Annotated in this window: 13 protein-coding genes; 10 read left to right on the forward strand and 3 right to left on the reverse strand. The window is 64.5% G+C overall.

Annotated elements, in window-relative coordinates:
- Positions 1-65 precede the first annotated feature (65 nt).
- From A3E1_RS0120840 to A3E1_RS0120850, 3 genes are all read right to left on the reverse strand, one after another.
- Complete coding sequence (locus tag A3E1_RS0120840) at positions 66-2,186, reverse strand: hypothetical protein (RefSeq protein WP_020522736.1); 2,121 nt, start codon at positions 2,184-2,186, stop codon at positions 66-68.
- A gap of 134 nt (positions 2,187-2,320) precedes the next feature.
- On the reverse strand, positions 2,321-2,803 hold the full coding sequence (locus A3E1_RS0120845) for an APA family fibronectin-binding glycoprotein (protein WP_020522737.1): 483 nt from the start codon (positions 2,801-2,803) through the stop codon (positions 2,321-2,323).
- 87 nt (positions 2,804-2,890) lie between these two features.
- Positions 2,891-3,565, reverse strand: coding sequence for a DsbA family oxidoreductase (locus tag A3E1_RS0120850; RefSeq protein ID WP_020522738.1), 675 nt, complete (start codon positions 3,563-3,565; stop codon positions 2,891-2,893).
- Between the two features lie 24 nt (positions 3,566-3,589).
- Between A3E1_RS0120850 and A3E1_RS0120855 the strand changes: the two genes are divergently transcribed.
- The 10 genes from A3E1_RS0120855 (at position 3,590) to A3E1_RS0120900 (ending at position 16,465) form a co-directional block, all read left to right on the forward strand.
- Positions 3,590-4,327, forward strand: a complete 738-nt coding sequence (locus tag A3E1_RS0120855) for an SGNH/GDSL hydrolase family protein (protein ID WP_026208655.1) — start codon at positions 3,590-3,592, stop codon at positions 4,325-4,327.
- 45 nt (positions 4,328-4,372) lie between these two features.
- Entirely contained in the window at positions 4,373-6,121 is a 1,749-nt protein-coding gene (locus A3E1_RS0120860) for an HSP90 family protein (protein ID WP_020522740.1), read from the forward strand.
- On the forward strand, positions 6,118-8,925 hold the full coding sequence (locus A3E1_RS0120865) for a hypothetical protein (protein WP_020522741.1): 2,808 nt from the start codon (positions 6,118-6,120) through the stop codon (positions 8,923-8,925). Before A3E1_RS0120860 ends, A3E1_RS0120865 begins: the two co-directional genes overlap by 4 nt.
- 45 nt (positions 8,926-8,970) lie before the next feature.
- The gene (locus tag A3E1_RS0120870) at positions 8,971-9,558 is read left to right on the forward strand and encodes a TetR/AcrR family transcriptional regulator (protein WP_020522742.1); all 588 of its coding nucleotides are present in this window, start codon (positions 8,971-8,973) and stop codon (positions 9,556-9,558) included.
- A gap of 51 nt (positions 9,559-9,609) precedes the next feature.
- Entirely contained in the window at positions 9,610-10,932 is a 1,323-nt protein-coding gene (locus A3E1_RS0120875) for an acetyl-CoA carboxylase biotin carboxylase subunit (protein WP_020522743.1), read from the forward strand.
- A 71-nt stretch (positions 10,933-11,003) separates the two neighbouring features.
- Complete coding sequence (locus tag A3E1_RS0120880) at positions 11,004-11,882, forward strand: chaplin family protein (protein ID WP_020522744.1); 879 nt, start codon at positions 11,004-11,006, stop codon at positions 11,880-11,882.
- A 56-nt stretch (positions 11,883-11,938) separates the two neighbouring features.
- A complete protein-coding gene (locus tag A3E1_RS0120885; protein ID WP_020522745.1) occupies positions 11,939-12,829 on the forward strand; it encodes a hydroxymethylglutaryl-CoA lyase in 891 nt (296 codons plus the stop codon).
- A gap of 99 nt (positions 12,830-12,928) precedes the next feature.
- Positions 12,929-13,687: a chaplin family protein gene (locus tag A3E1_RS44945; RefSeq protein WP_020522746.1), complete on the forward strand. Its 759-nt coding sequence runs from the start codon at positions 12,929-12,931 to the stop codon at positions 13,685-13,687.
- Between the two features lie 107 nt (positions 13,688-13,794).
- Positions 13,795-15,309, forward strand: a complete 1,515-nt coding sequence (locus A3E1_RS0120895) for an acyl-CoA carboxylase subunit beta (protein WP_020522747.1) — start codon at positions 13,795-13,797, stop codon at positions 15,307-15,309.
- 10 nt (positions 15,310-15,319) lie between these two features.
- Positions 15,320-16,465 (forward strand): acyl-CoA dehydrogenase family protein, encoded by a 1,146-nt coding sequence (locus A3E1_RS0120900; protein ID WP_020522748.1) that lies wholly within the window; start codon positions 15,320-15,322, stop codon positions 16,463-16,465.
- Positions 16,466-16,470 lie beyond the last annotated feature (5 nt).

Raw genomic sequence — 16,470 nt, forward strand, 5'->3', positions numbered from 1 at the left:
TGATCTTTGCTGAGGACAGCAAAGGGGTCCTGAATATCTCTCAGGACCCCTTTGGCTGGTAAGGCTTAGCCGGTTACCCGAGTGGAGTAACCGCCCGTAGGCACTATTACCGACGGCTTGCCCGCGGTAGCGCCCTTGGCGAGCATCGCCGATGTCTCGAAATCGAAGACATAGAAGATGCCAACCACGTCTATGACCGTGTCGATGGTGCCGCCATGGTTATAGACGTTGAACTTGAAGTCCACGTCGATGCCGGTGATCGCGGCGTTGGGGATGATCTGTCCCGCGGCCGGGTTGAGGTTGGAAACGCCAGGTTTGGCGATGCCGTTCTCCCACACGATCATGTTGGTGTCGACGGTCGGCTGAATGCCGGTGACGTTGAGCGCGAGCGCCCAGGTGGCGTCCGTGGCGATCGAGCCGGGGGTGGTGACCGTCTTGGTCACGCCCTGGCCGATGCGGCCCGCGATGCCTTGGTTGATGCGCGTGTCGACGATCCGTTCCGGCGTCTGCGGCGCGAACCGCAGGGCGTCGGTGTAGGTCATCGTGCCGTCGTCGATGAAGCCAACAACGTCCACGATGACGTGGGTCGTCTGGTTCACGAACACACCGATCATCGGGTACTGGTAACCGCAGGGGTACCAGTCACAAGCGACGGCCGGAACGATCGCGAAGTTGGGCACCGTCTTGTTCGCCTCGAAGTTGAGCGTTGAGGTCGCCGGTGGTTCGCCCACGCCGTTCCAGGTGCGAAGGTGGCCCGCGCCGTTAGGCTCGGTCACCGTCACGTTGACGACGAGCGCCCGGATTTTCGGTGTGTCGCTGGGGCTGTAGCCGACAGCGGTCTTTACCCACTCACCACCGGGAAGCTTTTCGCCCCAGTCTTCACGGGAGTCGAAGATGCGGACCGGCGGGTGGGTGAACAGGCGTCCACCCTTGGTGGGCTTGTGCTGGAGGATGTCGTTGTTGAGTGCGTAGAAGCCCATCACATCAGCGATGAGATGAAGCTTTCCACCGGTGATGGCAAGGTTGACCTCGCCGTCCGCGCCAACAGCGACCGTTACCGAGTTCGCGCCGGTCCAGCCTGAGACGTAGTTCAGGGAGGACGCTGTGGGCTTAGCTACGCCACTGGGATAAACCGTGACGTGCCCGGCTGTCTCCGGCTCGGTGACGGTCACGTTGAGAACGACGGCACTCACGCCACTGGTGGGAACGCCACCGCGGCCGAGAACCTGCAACGAGACCGTTTGGTTGGTGCCCACCTTGGCGGCAGGAGCACCGTTGCCCGTGCGGGTGTCGAGCACACGCTCCGGGTTGACCGGGTAGTACGTGCCCTTGGCGTTGTCCTGGCCACTGACCGACATGTTGACGATCTTGTTTCCGCCAACAGTGTTGTCGGGAACGATGAGCTTGGCGTGGACTTCACCTTGGGTGTAGGCGGTTGCCTTGACGCTGACCGTGCACGATTGGCCGTAGGTCAGGGTCTTGCCGGCGCATCCATCGGCCGTGATCGCGAACGATCCTGGCGCCGCGCCGCCCAGCGAAGCGGTGCCGAACACCGCGGAGGAAGAACCTCCCGAGGTGAACGTGATGTTCTTGGGCGCGGATGGATCACCGAAGGGGAGGGTGCCGAACGAGGCGAAGCTCTGTGAGGAGGACACGCCCGTGTAGGCAACGGTGGAGTTCCAGCGGATCTCACCAGCCATCGCGTTGGCGACGTTGTCGCAGCCAATGCTGAAGGTGACGGCCAACGCGGTGATCTCGAAGGTCTCCGCGTTGCGAGCGAATTCGTGCACGGTGAAGGTGCCGCCAGGGTTATGCGTGCTGCATGCCCGGCCCGTGCTGGAAAGGCTCATTCCGACGGTGTTCGCTCCTGGCCCGAACGTGTAGGTCGTTCCAGGGGTGAACGGTGCGTCGGCCGGGTGCCCGAAGCTGACGTCGAAGTAGTCGCCGCCCGTTTCGGTTCCGACCAGCCGGAAATAGGTGCTCCCTGGGTATTGCGCGAAGGTGGCGTTGTTCGCGTCTAGCACCACTGAGCGATACAGCGGGTAGGACGTGTGATCGCGGCCATCGAGCACGAATGCCGTATAGGGAACGGAGGGTGGTGCCGCGACCGCGGGCGTTGCCGTGAGGGCAACGATTCCGGTCGTCAGCAGGAGAACGCCCGCTAGGGCGCCACGAAGGGTGCGCAAATGATCTCCCCGTGTTCCGTGAATGTGCGGACGACTGTCCGCACCGGACGGTTAAGCACACTAACTGCGGGAGTCAAATTTCGGCACCCGTATTGCCGGCGGAAAAAGTCGCCGCGAGGGCCCGAAAAGGACAGTCAGATCCCAAGGGGCCGAACGCTTGCCAGGATCTCGTCGATCAGGGGACGTGCCGTGATCGGTGCGACCGCGAGAACAAATGAAACAAGGTCGGTGCCAAGCGCGACAACGAGCACGCGAACGTAACTTGGCTCGCGGTTCGGGCTAACCAGTTGATAACCAGCAAAGGCGGCGGGGCGGCCCGCCGCGGTTGTTTGCTCCATGCGCACTTCGACGCGGTCGCCTGGATAAGGCAGATAGAACTCGCCGTATTCGGAGGCGAGCCAAGCGGCGCCCGCCATCAGTTCGTCGGCCGAGGGTGGTTCAGCGAGAAGTTCCTGCCAGCGCCCTGAAGCGACGATCGCGTCAGATCCGTCAGTGAGCACGGTCGTCAGTGGAGTCACCAGGCCGTGCTCCTGCTGCGCCCAGCCATCCGGCTGAAGGTAGCGGAGGCCAGCTATCGAGTCGTCGACGTGACCAGGGCGGAAGGCGGTCAACCCCATACCTCCACATGCGACAGTGATGTCGGCACGACTATAGGTCACGCATCTAAAGCGGACAATGTCGTTTCACGTGGAACATTAACAATGTCAACAGGGCACATCGACGGAACACACGTCGAGAGACGCGAGAACCTGCTGGAACGTGTGTGAGTCCTGCGCGCCAGACACGGCATATTGCTTGTCGAAGATGAAGGTCGGGACGCTGGTGATCCCTAGATCCCGGGCGGCGGACAGTTCGGCTTGGACTTCGGCGACTCCGGCGTCAGAGGAGAGCTCATCCAGTACCCCAGAAAAAGAAGGGTCGACCGAGGCGGCGATGGAGGCGAGCGCGGGCCTGGACCCGAGATCAAGGCCATCGGTGAAGTGAGCCTTGTGGAGCGCTTCGACCATGGGGCGCTGATCGGCGCCGTCGCGGCCCGCCATCCAGATTAGGCGATGCGCGTCGAAAGTGTTGGCGCTGATGGCCTTGTCGAAGTTCATGGTGAGACCGGCCTGCGAAGCGACCGACGTCACGTTCGTGAACATGCGGCGGGCGTTGTGTTCTCCGCCATAGCGGCGACCCAGCCACTGCACCAGGGGAGTGCCGGTTGAGGTGGCCGTGGGGTCGAGCTGGAAGGCCCGCCAGCGCAGTGTTACCTCAGCGCCACTAGCGGATATGGCGTCAACGAGACGGCGCTCGCCGATCCAGCACCAGGGACACACGACGTCGGAGAAGATCTCAATTTCCACGATGTGGTGCAACTGCCGTGCCACCAGCCGCATTCCCCTCATGTAAAACTACGAAACGTGAGATGGACCAAGTACGTAGCGGTCGGGGACAGCTTCACGGAGGGAATGGACGACCGGCTGCCGGACGGGACGTACCGGGGCTGGGCCGATCTGGTGGCCGGGGCGCTGAAGGTGAAATACGCGAATCTGGCGATCCGTGGGCGTTTGTTTGACGGTGTTGTCACCGAGCAAGTCGCCCCAGCGCTTGCGCTGAAGCCAGACCTGATCAGTTTCGCGGCCGGGGGCAATGACGTCCTGCGGCGCCAATGCGATCCGCCCACGCTGATGACCCGCTACGACAAGGTGATTCAAGACCTGCGCTCAAGTGGCGCCGATGTGCTCGTGTTCCGGTTCGCCGACGTCATGGCGCGCTTGCCAGGCACCAAGATGATCGCCCCGAGAGTGATCTTTCTCAACCAGGCGGTCGGCGAGACGGCCGAACGGCACGGTGCGCTGCTGGTTGATCTGTGGGCGGATGAGGAATATGCCAATCCCGCGATGTGGAGCACAGACCGGCTGCACATGTCAGCCTTCGGACACCGGCGGACCGCGGCACACGTTCTGACCACGCTGGGAGTGGATCCTGACCCCGATTGGTGGTCGGTTCCGCCGTGGCCGAAGGCCAAATCGTGGCCTGCGGCGCGCGCGGCTGACGCGGTGTGGGCGGGTAAACATCTGGCCCCATGGATCAAGCGCCGGCTCACGGGAAGGTCCTCCGGGGACGGGATTTCCGCTAAGCGGCCCGCATTCGACTGAATCTGGGGGTCACTTGCAAGCCAATATGCAGGTACGGTGTCCGGCGTGGGCCACTCCTTCCAGGTCGACCTCCGTGGCGTAGTTGACCTGCTTAGCCACCACCTGTACGCCAGCCCGCGGGTCTACCTCCGCGAGCTGCTTCAGAATGCTGTCGATGCGATCACGGCCCGCCAGAGCGTCGAACCAACCGCGCCAGCGCTCGTGCGCATCGAGTGCGGTGGAAATCTGCTGCGGATCAGCGACACCGGCATCGGGCTGACCGAGGAGCAGGTCCACGAGCTGCTTGCCACGATTGGCCGCTCAGGCAAGCGAGATGAGCTTGGCTTCGCCCGGCACGAGTTCCTCGGCCAGTTCGGCATCGGCCTGCTTTCGTGCTTCCTGGTGGCCGATGAAATCCAGGTGGTGACTAAGGCTGCTGAGGCGCCAACCGTCTACTGGACCGGATTCTCAGACGGGCGCTATGAGGTGTCCGCCGGTCCCGAGCGGCACGAGCCCGGCACGACCGTCACGGTCAAGCCGCGCCCCGGCGCACAGGACTGGCTTGCCCCGCAACGTGTTACGGAATTAGCGCGGCTGTTCGGCTCGCTGCTGCCGGTCACGGTCGAAGTGGGCACCAACACGGTCACTGGCAGACCGCTGCCCTGGCAGGAAGGTGGCGAGCGCGTCCAGTTCTGCCAAGAGGTGTTTGGCTTCACGCCCTATGACGTCATCGAGCTCGACGTTCCCGAGGCGGGCCTCAAAGGGCTCGCCTACGTATTGCCCACCCCGGCCAGCCCAGCGGCGAAGGCGGGGCATCGCGTCTACCTCAAGCGGATGCTGCTTGCCGAGGGTGCCGAAGGTCTGCTGCCCGACTGGGCGTTCTTCGTGCGGTGCGTGATCGACGCGAGTGAGCTGCGCCCGACGGCCAGCCGCGAAGCCTTGTACGAAGACGGGCTGCTCGAGCAAACGCGAGAGCGCCTGGGCGACCAGTTGCGCGGCTGGCTCGTCGGCCTGTCCCAGCGCGCTCCCGCCAGGGTGACGGAATTCCTGGCGATCCACCACCTTGGCGTCAAAGCCTTGGCGCTACACGACGATGAGATGCTGCGCTTGGTCGACCGGTGGTGGCCGATGGAGACGAATCTCGGGCGCCTGACGCTGGAGGAGTTCCGCAACCGGTACGGCGTGATTCGTTACTGCTCCACTTTGGACGAGTTCCGTCAGCTGTCCGCTGTCGCGGCGGCGCAACAGCTGGCCGTAGTCAACGCGGGCTACACCTATGACGCCGAGCTGATCGAGCGCTTGGGGATGGCCGACTCCTCGATCCTGGTCGACCGGCTCGATCCCAGTGACCTGACGACACGGTTTCATCACTTGAGCCCGGGGGAGCAGGCGGCCTTCGATCCCCTGCGGAGCCAGGCGCAACGGGTGCTCGACCGGCTGGGCTGTGAAGCTGTCGTGCGCGGCTTTGATCCCGTAACACTTCCCGCGCTTTACCTCGTTGACCGCGACGCGACGTTTAGCCAGCACCTGCGCCAAACCCAGGACGAGGTCGACGATGACTGGGCTGGGGTGCTCGCGGCTATCGCGCAGACGGCCGCCCAAGCCCGGCCGCAGCTGGTTATCAACTACCGCAACGCATTGGTGCGCCGGATCGCGTCGCTCAGCGACTCCAGTCTCATAGAGCTGGCGATCGAGTCCCTTTACGCACAGTCCCTTCTGCTGGGGCACCATCCGATGCGCCCCGCGGACACTGCCTTGCTCAACCGGTCCTTTCTGGGCTTGCTCGACCGTGCGGTGACGGGAGAAGAACCATGACCACCCCCGAAAAGATCGCGGACCTGATTCAGCGTTGCTGGGACAGTCCGCATGGCCCGGCTCAAGTCGCGCTCGCCGAGGAGGCGATCGCGCAATCCGATGCGCTAGGCGATGAAGAGCAACAGTTCGACGCCCGGATGGTCGCGACAACCGCGTATCAGTACGGCGGCGAGCCCGGAAAGGGTTTCGTCACCTTCTCCTGGTGCCTCGCGCGGTATGACCGTGACCCGGGCCGGTTTGGCGACCGTGAACCGTTGCTCCTTTGGTACTTCAAATACATGATCAACTCGCTGGCCCGGTTCCCGGAGATTCCGCTCGCGCGCACGCAAGCGGTGATCGATGACATGCAGCGCCGCTACAGCCAAGGCGGGCACAGTCTGCAAGCCGTCTACAAACACCGGTGGCTCATCGCGACCCACATCGGTGATCAGACGGCGGCCGATGAGCACTATGAACTTTGGCAAGCAGCGCCACGGGACAACAACTCCGACTGCCGCGGCTGCGACCCGACCGATCAGGTGCACCACCTCGCGAACCGCGGCCGTGATGAGGAAGCCATCGCGCTCACCGAGCCCATCCTGACCGGACGGCTCACCTGCACCGAGCAGCCGCACACCATTCAGACCTCGCTGCTGTTGCCCTACCTGCGCACGGGACGGCTGGCTGAGGCACGCGCAGCGTTCCACACCGCCTATCGCGCTGTTCGCGGCAACGCCGCCAAAATCGACAGCATCGCCAGCCACCTGCACTTCCTGGCCGTGAGCGGCAACGTCTCGCACGCGCTGGAACTGCTCGGCCGGCACCTGCCCTGGCTGGCCAAAGCGCCCACGCCACACGCGGAAATGCGGTTCAGCGCGGCGGCCGCCCTGGTGCTGCGGCTAGCCGAAGAAGCCGGGCTCGACACCCGGGAGATGGACCGCGTGGCACTGACCGACCGCGCACGCAAACTCGCGGCACTCTTCGACGCGCGCAACGGGACCACCGAACAAACCCGTCGCGTCACCGAAGTGCTTGAGGCAACAGAAATCGCGCACGTTCCGCTCAGCCTCACGGCTCAGCTTGGGGCGGGCTCATGGCGTACACCCCAGCAAAGGACTGCCCCCGAAATGGCCGAGCTAGACGACGTGCCGGCCGACGCGAGCCTGGATCTTCTCCTTGATTTGTCCGAAGAAGCGCTCTGGCGCGACAACGCGGCCCGCGTCGAGGCGCTTTGGCCACGCGTGGAAGCGGCAAGTGCTGGAGCCGAACTGACTGTCCTGCAACGGGCTCGTCTTGCCGATCTCAAGGGCATGCGCCTGAGCGACACGCAAACCGAGGAACTCGTTCGCGTTTGGACGGAGGCGCGCGACCTTTACGTTGAGGCGGGCGAAGTCGTCAAGGCCGAGCGGGCTCGTGGCCGCATTGGCTTGCACCTGTGCCGTCACGGCGATCCGGAGCAAGGCCTGGCCGAGGTGCGGGAAACGACGGGATACCTGATGGCTCATGGGGCGCCGAAGGACCGGGCGGGTGCGTTGCGCCGGCTCGGTGTCGCGCTCCTGCACGCGGGTCAGCCGGGGGAGGCCGTCACCGTTCTCGATCGCCTTAGCGAGGCACAAGAGCCAGACCCTGGGCCGCGGGTACGCCTGCAGGCGCTCATGATTAAGGCCCAAGCCCTCGGAGCTGACGGTCAAGCACGCCTGGCGATCGACGCGGCGAAGTCGCTTTTGGACGGTGCCCAAGATGTGCAGGACAGTGAGCTGACAGGGCTGGCGGAGTTCATCCTCGGCCAGAGTTACCTCCTCGTTGAGGACGCCCGGGCGGCGGTGCAGAGCTTCGAGCGCGCGCTGCAATACGAAGGCATGCCACCGGATCTCGTGCGCGAGATCCTGGAGCGGCGGGCGATGTTGCTCGCGGGCACCGGGCGGGCCGCCGACGCGATCGCCGACCTCGCTGGGCTGGTCGCCCGGCTCGTCGCGGAACGCCAAGACGAGGAAGCCGACTACGCGCGATTCCAGCTCGCGGTCGCGTTGTTCAACGCCGACCGGGCCAGCGATGCCGCAGAGGTCGCGGAAGAAGCGCTTTACGGTGCGGAGCGGTCGGAAAATCACGGCCTGGCCGATCAGCTGCGGCAGTTGCTGGCGGCGATCTATCAGCGGCTCGATGATCCAGACCAAGCACTGTCGCATTTGGATCGCCTCGCCGAGAACCTCGACGGCTTCGACAACGCGCAGTCCCGGGCGAAGGTTCTGGAGCAAGCCGGAGATCTGCTCTTCGACTTGGACAAGGATGCTCTTGCGGCGCAACGGTTCGGGGCCGCGGCGACCGACTACGAAGTCGCCGGGTCCACGTTGGACCGCTTGCGCGCGTTGCGCCGGCAGTCGGTGGCGGCGATGTTCGGGCTCGGTGCCGAGCATGCCCAGCACGTGTTGTCGGTCGCCGACGATGTCGCGGCGGAGCTTCGTGATCCGTTGCCGGAGTTGCGTTATGAGCTGGCGTGGCTCGCGCTCGATGGTGCTCGCGTGCTCGCCGGCACGGGTGAAGCCGAAGCGGCGCTGACCCGCATCACGCCGGTGCCCCGCCAATTCCGTGAGCTGGAGTCGTTTGGTGAGGCGTTCCTCGCTGAGCTGACCATGGGCGAGGTGCTGCTGACCGTCGGGCGGCCCGCCGAAGCGGAACCCGTGCTGCAACGCGTGGTTGGCGGACTGCCGCGTGACGCTGGCGCCCTGCCACGGGCCGCCTATGCGCTTGCCCACGCCTTTATGCAGCAGGACAAGCACAAGGAAGCAAAGGGCATAGCCGACCATTTCGGTTTTGAACTGGACTAAACGGTCGTTAAGGTCTGGGGTTGACTCGCGAGTAAGGTTCTTGAGGTGACAGTCTCCACCAAGCTGACCGCAGCGAAGCGCAGGTCAAGACGCGACGAGATCTTAGAGATCGCCGTCGGCCTCTTCGCCTCGCGTGGGTACCACGGGGTTTCCATGGACGACATCGGCACTGCCGCCGGTGTCACTGGACCAGCCCTCTACCACCACTTCACGGGCAAAGAGGCGATGCTTGCCGCCGCCCTCAAGCCGGTGAGCGAAGGTCTCCTGAGCGGTGGCCAGTCCTGTGTCGAGGCCTGCGACGGTGACTCAAGCCGCGCGCTCGGCGAGCTAGTCGACTTCCACGTTGAGTTCGCCCTGGCCAACCCGGCCGTCATCGCGCTGCATTTGCATGAGCTCGACCGGCTGCCCGAGGAGCCACGCCGCGAAGTGCGGCGTCTGCAGCGGCAATACGTCGAGGTCTGGGTGGCCGTGCTGACCCAGGTGCGCCCGGCGCTGTCAGCCGGTGAAGCGCGCGTGCTCGCTCACGCCGCCTTTGGCCTGATGAACTCCACCCCGTTCCTTGGCGGAGAGGTCGACCGCGCTCGCCGAGCTGTCCTTCTACGCGCCGCTACCCTCGCGGCATTGATGGGTTAGCTTGGCTGGGTCGCCGTTACCCTCGGCCGTCTTCATTCCCAGGAGGAACCCATGATCGAGTCCGTGCTGGTCGCTAACCGTGGTGAGATTGCGCGGCGGATCATCCGCACAGCCAAGCGATTGGGGATCCGGGCCATCGCGGTCTACTCGGAGGCCGACGCTGATTTGCCGTTCGTGCTCGAAGCCGACGAGGCCGTCCTGATCGGCCCGGCCGCCCCCGCCGAGTCCTACCGCAACGTCGATGCCGTGCTCGAGGCGGCGCGCAAGACGAATGCTGCCGCGATTCACCCCGGCTACGGCTTCCTGTCGGAGAACGCCGCGTTCGCGCGAGCTGTCACCGAAGCGGGAATCGTCTGGATTGGACCGTCCCCCGAGGCGATCACCGCCATGGGCGACAAGATCAACGCCCGGAACCTCATGTCCGCGGCCGGAGTGCCGGTCGCTCCGGGGACGACCGACCCAGCCGGGTCTGTCGAGGCCGCACTTGCCGCCGCCGAGGAGATCGGCTTCCCGGTCATGGTCAAGGCTGCCGCTGGCGGCGGTGGCATGGGCATGGCTGTTGCCAACGACACCGGCCAACTGACCGCCGAGTATGACAAGGTCCGCGGCTTCGCCGAGCGCATGTTCGGCGACGGATCCGTGCTCATCGAGCGTTACTTCCCCCGGGTGCGCCACATTGAGGTGCAGATCCTCGGCCTGGCCGACGGACGCGTGGTCGCCCTCGGTGAGCGTGAGTGCTCGGTGCAGCGGCGCAATCAGAAGCTGGTCGAGGAATCCCCGTCGCCGGCTCTTAACGGCGACCAGCGCTCAAAGCTCTTGGCCGCGGCCGTGCGCGCTGGCGAGGCTGTTAACTACCGCAACGCAGGCACCGTCGAGTGTCTTTTTGATCCGGCCAGTGGCGACTTCTTCTTCCTGGAGATGAACACCCGGCTGCAGGTCGAGCACCCGGTGACCGAGGCGATCTTCGGCATCGACCTGGTCGAGGCACAGTTCCGCGTCGCGTCCGGTTTGGAAGTCGAGGTCCCGGCCGAATCGTCCGGCCACGCCATTGAATTCCGCGTCAACGCCGAAGACCCCAAGCGGTTCCTGCCCGGCCCGGGCGCAATCACGGTGTGGAATGAGCCCGCCGGTGTGCGGGTCGACTCCGGTTACACGGCGGGCAATAAGGTCACGCCAAGCTACGACTCACTGATGGCGAAACTGATCGTTTCCGCGGCGTCTCGTGAGGAAGCTCTGGAGAAGGCACGAGAGGCCGTTGCCGCCTTCGAGATCGTGGGGCCGAAGAACAATCTGCCGTTCTTCCTTGAGCTGCTGTCCAATGAGGAGTTCTGCTCCGGCGACTACGACACCGCGCTCGTCTCACGTATGCGGTGACCTGTTGCCTTCCTAGATCGTTGAGGCATTCGGTGCATTAACGCATTTAGGAAGCACGGGGGATTAAACATATGCGCAAGGCGTCCACACTGGGTGTCGTTTCGGCGGGGCTCCTGCTCGCCGGCAGCCCGGCTCAAGCGGTCGACACCAACATGAGCAGCAACCTCAACATCGGCATCGCCAACGGCATTCAGGCTCACCTGCCGGTGCAGGCCCCGATCAACGTGTGCGGCAACGCCATCGGTCTGCTCGGCTCGGCGACAGCCAGCTGCGTTGGCGGAGCGAAGGCCAACTACATGTCCGGCGATGACCACCACCACGGTGGCCACAACGGCTACGGCGGTCACAACGGTGGCGGCCACGGCCCGCGTGGTGGCGACTCCAACCTGAGCAGCAACCTCAACGTTGGTATCGCCAACGGCATCCAGGCTGACGCTCTCGTTCAGGTTCCGGTCAACATCTGCGGCAACGCCATCGGCATCCTTGGCTCCGCCACCGCGTCCTGCTACAAGAGCGGCGCGACGGCCAACGCGTTCTCCGGTGGACACCAGTCGACCCACCGGCACCGCCCGCCGATGCCGTACTCGACGCCGCGCACCATCGCACCGCGCCCAGCGGCCAACAAGGCCGTGAACAAGGCCCTGCCCAACAACATCCGCACGGTTGCTACGCCCAAGAAGAAGGAGCAGGGGCTGCTCGCCAACGTGCTCTCCCCGGTTACCGGACTGCTGGGCCTTGGCGGCAACGGCAACGGCAATGGCGGCCACGGTCACGACGACCGGTGTGGTGACGTGCGCATGAGCACGTTCGGCAACGTGGGTATCGCCAACGGCATCCAGGCGCACGCGCCGATCCAGATCCCGGTCAACTTCGCCGGTAACGGAATCGCCCTGCTGGGTTCGGCTTCGGGCTCCTCTGTCGGTGGCGCGACCGCCAACTACTGCAGCTGATCTTGCAGGTTAAGGCGGCGCTGCCACGTCGCCTTAACGCACGTTAGGCTGGACCCATGTGGCCGGCCAGCGTATCGATTCGTGAGGTAGGGCCGCGGGACGGGCTGCAAAATGAGGCACCCGTCCCGACGGCTGACAAGGTTCGCCTGATCAATGCCCTCGGCCAGACCGGGGTGAAACGGATCGAGGCGGTTTCCTTCGTGCACCCGAAGGCGATTCCGCAGATGGCGGATGCCGATGAGGTGTGGGCGTCGATCACCAAGGTTCCCGGTGTCCACTACAGCGCTCTCGTGCCGAACCTCAAGGGAACGCAGCGGGCGCTCGACGCTGGCTTCACCGAGATCGAGGTCGTGGTTTCGGCGAGCGACACGCACAATCGCCGCAACATCAACCGTTCCACCGAGGAATCGCTCGGTGAGATCTCGTCGATCCTCGCGAAGACCCCGGTTGAAGTCATCATCGCCACGTCGTTTGGCTGTCCGTATGAGGGCGATGTCGATCCGGCGCGAGTGGCCGGCATCGTCGACCGGGTCGTGGCCGATGGAGCGCAGCGGGTCGCTTTTGGCGACACGACCGGCATGGCGACCCCGGTTCGTGTCAGAAAGGTGATCGAAGCAGTCCGCGCTAACCACCCTGATCTGCCGCTCCTGCTGCACTTCCACAACACCCGTGGCACCGCTCTGGCCAATGTGCTCACTGCGCTCGATCTTGGCATCACCGAATTTGACGCCAGTGTCGGCGGATTGGGTGGTTGTCCTTATGCGCCGGGCGCTACCGGAAATGTCGCGACGGAAGAAGTCGTCCACATGTTGCATGACATGGGAATAGACACTGGAATCGATTTAGAAAAGATGATCGAAGTGGCCGCGATGGCCGAGAAAATCGTTGGGCGGGAACTGCCTTCAGGCGTTCTTCGCGCAGGACCAAGGAGCCGGATAATCACCTGACCTTCGGCCGGATCGTTGAGTGAACCGAATGCCCAAATGGGGCATTAGTGGTATCACGCATCAATTCATTCCCCCCGGATGGAAAGGTGACATTTCACCATGCGCAAAACTCTCAACGTCGGGCTCATTTCCGCAGGAATGCTGCTGATTGGCGGCGCCCCGGCAATGGCTGCCCCGCTGGACTGGACGTCCACGGGCAACACCGGACTGCTGAACGGCAACCAGGTCTACATTCCGGCTCAGGTGCCGGTTAATGTCTGCGGCCTGGCGATCGGCATCCTCGGCGACGCCAGCGCTGGCTGCGAAGGCGGTGCATCCGCTGTGTACAACGGTGGTGGCTCGGCTCAGCACTTGGTCTCCAGCGGCAACATCGGCCTCGGCAACGGCAACCAGGTTGTCGCGAAGGTACAGGCCCCGATCAACGTCTGTGGCGTGGCCATCAGCGTTCTCGGCTCGGCCAACGCGGGCTGCAAGGGCGGCTCCGACGCCGTCATCGAGCCTCCGTCGAACGGAGGCGGCAACGGCTACGACCACAGGCCGGCCCGCACGCTGCCAGCCAAGAAGAAGTCCGACGCTCCCAAGGCGAAGGTCATCAAGAAGCGCGAATCGCTGGGCGGTGTGCTCACGGGACTGCTGGGAATCGGTGACAAGGAAGTCAAGGCCGCGCGTTACAACGGCGGTGCCGATGGTGGGTCCTGTGACCTCAACTGGACGAGCGTGGGCAACATCGGTGTCCTAAATGGCAACCAGGTCTACGTCCCGGTTCAGGTGCCGGTTGACGTCTCGGGTGTCGCGGCCACCATCGGTGGCACCGCGTCGGCTTACAGCCAGGGCGGCGCTTCGGCGACGTACTGCTGACAAAAGTTCATCTCTTGGGGCGGCGCTGACGAGCGCCGCCCCATTCGTTTGCTTCCCATCAGGTGGTAACCTAACGATCGTTCAGGAAACCCCTTGAAGGAGGCGCTGTGCGCGATGAGTTGGACGGCCTACGCGACAAGGTCGCGGCTGGCGGCGCGCCCAAGTATCACGAGGCGAACCTCGCCAAGGGCAAGCTGTTTGCCCGGGAGCGGATCGCGCGCCTGGTTGACAAGGGTTCCTTCACCGAAGACTCCATGCTCGCCAACGCCCAGGCCGAAGGCCTTCCGGCCGACGGTGTGATCACGGGCAGTGCCCAGATCGATGGGCGCACCGTTTTTCTCATGGCCAACGACTCCACCGTGAAGGCTGGCAGCTGGGGCGCCCGCACGGTCGAGAAAATCATTAGGACCATCGAACGGGCGTACGCCGCTGGCGCGCCCATGATCTATCTCGTTGACTCCGCTGGTGCCCGCATCACCGATCAGGTTGACCTGTTCCCGGGCCGGCGCGGTGCGGGGCACATCTTCTATCAGCAGGTCAAAGCATCGGGCAGCATTCCGCAGGTCTGTGCCCTGTTCGGCCCGAGTGCCGCAGGTGGCGCCTATATCCCCGCTTTCTGCGACGTCGTCGCGATGGTCGACGGCAACGCGAGCATGTACCTCGGATCCGATCGCATGGTCGAAATGGTGACCGGCGAGAAGACAACGCTGGAAGCCATGGGCGGCGCGAAGGTCCACTGTGAACAGTCCGGCGTCGGTCACTTCCTGTGCAAAGACGAGGACGAGGCACTTAACGTCGTCAAGTCCTACCTGTCCTACCTTCCGCAGAACTGGACGCAGCAGCCGCCGTCGGTGCAACCGGCCGAGGCGCCCGGGATCGCCGCCGATCTGATCCCCGACAGTGAGCGTCGTGCCTTCGACATGCGCAAGCTCGTGAAGGGCCTGCTCGACAACGGCGAATACTTCGAGATCCAGGCACGCTGGGCCCGTGAACTGACCGTCGGCTTTGGACACCTCAATGGCCAGGTCATCGGCGTCGTGGCCAACAACTCGCTGCACAAGGGCGGGGTGTTGTTTGTGGACTCCGCCGACAAGGCGAGCCGCTTCGTGCAGCTGTGCGACGCCTTTAATATCCCGCTGCTTTTCCTGGCCGACGTTCCCGGCTTCATGGTCGGCAGCGCGGTGGAGAAGCAGGGGATCATCCGCCACGGCGCCAAGATGGTCTCCGCGATCAGTGAGGCGACCGTCCCCAAGATCTGCGTTGTCGTGCGCAAGGCTTACGGCGCCGGTCTTTACGCGATGGCGGGGCCGGGCTTCATGCCTGACGCGACCATCGCCCTGCCGACCGGAAAGATCGCTGTCATGGGCGCGGAAGCCGCGGTCAACGCGGTCTACGCCAACAAGATCGCGGCGTTGCCCGAAGAAGAACGGGAAGCTTTCGTCGCCGCGAAGCGGGCGGAATACGAGACGGACATCGACCTCGTACGCCTCGCCAGCGAACTCGTCATCGACGCCATCGTGGCTCCAGAAGAGCTGCGTGGCGAACTCATCAAACGCTTTGCGGCCACCGCTGGCAAAGATCGCCACTTCTCGCGTCGCCGCCACGGCGTCACGCCGGTCTAAAGGGGAGAACATGACTGACTTCGGTCTGAGTGAGGAACACCGCGAGCTGCGCGAGACGGTGCGCCGCTTCGCACAGGACAAGGTCGCTCCCGTGATCGGCAAGTACTACGAGCGGCACGAGTTCCCCTACGAGCTCATCAAGCAGATGGGTGGCATGGGCCTGTTCGGGCTGCCGTTCTCTAGCGAGTTCGGCGGCATGGACGGCGATTACCTCGCCCTCGGCATCACACTTGAGGAGCTGGCGCGGGTGGACTCCAGCGTGGCCATCACGCTGGAGGCGGCGACTTCCCTTGGTGCCATGCCGATCTACCGCTTCGGCACCGACGAGCAGAAGAGGCGCTGGCTGCCCGACCTGATCGCGGGGGAGAAGCTCGCTGGATTCGGCCTGACCGAGGCCTCGTCGGGTTCAGACGCGGGCCGCATCCGCACGACGGCGACTTTGGATGAAGCCACCAACGAGTGGGTCATCAACGGCGGCAAGGTGTTCATCACCAACTCCGGCACCGACATCACCTCGTTGGTGACCGTCACGGCGCTCACGGGGCCGGACGAGATCTCCGCGATCATCGTGCCGTCGGGCACGCCCGGGTTCACCGTCGCACCGGGGTATTCGAAGGTCGGCTGGTGCGCCTCGGACACCCATGAGCTCACGTTCGACAATTGCCGAGTACCAGCCGAAAATCTGCTGGGGCAGCGCGGCCGGGGGTTTGCCCAGTTCTTGTCCATCTTGGACGAAGGCCGGGTCGCCATCGCCGCACTGGCGACCGGGCTGGCACAGGGCTGTGTCGACGAGTCCATCAAGTACGCGAAGGAGCGCGAGGCCTTCGGCTCCGCGATCGGCGGCTACCAGGCGATCCAGTTCATGATCGCAGACATGGAGTCCCGTGCGGTCACCGCTCGCCTGGCTTGGCGTGACGCGGCGGCCCGGCTCGTCGCGGGACAGGACTTCAAGCGCGCGGCCGCGATCGCCAAGCTGCACTCCAGCACGGTCGCCGTCGACAACGCCCGCGATGCCACGCAGATTCACGGCGGCTACGGCTTCATGAACGAGTTCCCGGTGGCCCGCATGTGGCGCGACAGCAAGATTCTGGAAATCGGCGAGGGCACTTCGGAAATCCAGAAGATGGTCATCGCGCGGGATCTGGGCTTGCGCTAGCGCTT

Origin of the sequence: Catelliglobosispora koreensis DSM 44566, from assembly GCF_000379685.1 — a bacterium.
GTDB classification, from domain to species: Bacteria; Actinomycetota; Actinomycetes; order Mycobacteriales; family Micromonosporaceae; genus Catelliglobosispora; species Catelliglobosispora koreensis.

Excerpts from the sequence above, each read along its gene's own strand:
- A3E1_RS0120845 (WP_020522737.1), bottom strand. The coding sequence starts at position 2,803 with ATGGGGTTGACCGCCTTCCGCCCTGGTCACGTCGACGACTCGATAGCT.
- A3E1_RS0120850 (WP_020522738.1), bottom strand. The coding sequence starts at position 3,565 with ATGCGGCTGGTGGCACGGCAGTTGCACCACATCGTGGAAATTGAGATC.
- A3E1_RS0120865 (WP_020522741.1), top strand. The coding sequence starts at position 6,118 with ATGACCACCCCCGAAAAGATCGCGGACCTGATTCAGCGTTGCTGGGAC.
- A3E1_RS0120875 (WP_020522743.1), top strand. The coding sequence starts at position 9,610 with ATGATCGAGTCCGTGCTGGTCGCTAACCGTGGTGAGATTGCGCGGCGG.
- A3E1_RS0120880 (WP_020522744.1), top strand. The coding sequence starts at position 11,004 with ATGCGCAAGGCGTCCACACTGGGTGTCGTTTCGGCGGGGCTCCTGCTC.
- A3E1_RS0120885 (WP_020522745.1), top strand. The coding sequence starts at position 11,939 with ATGTGGCCGGCCAGCGTATCGATTCGTGAGGTAGGGCCGCGGGACGGG.
- A3E1_RS44945 (WP_020522746.1), top strand. The coding sequence starts at position 12,929 with ATGCGCAAAACTCTCAACGTCGGGCTCATTTCCGCAGGAATGCTGCTG.
- A3E1_RS0120900 (WP_020522748.1), top strand. The coding sequence starts at position 15,320 with ATGACTGACTTCGGTCTGAGTGAGGAACACCGCGAGCTGCGCGAGACG.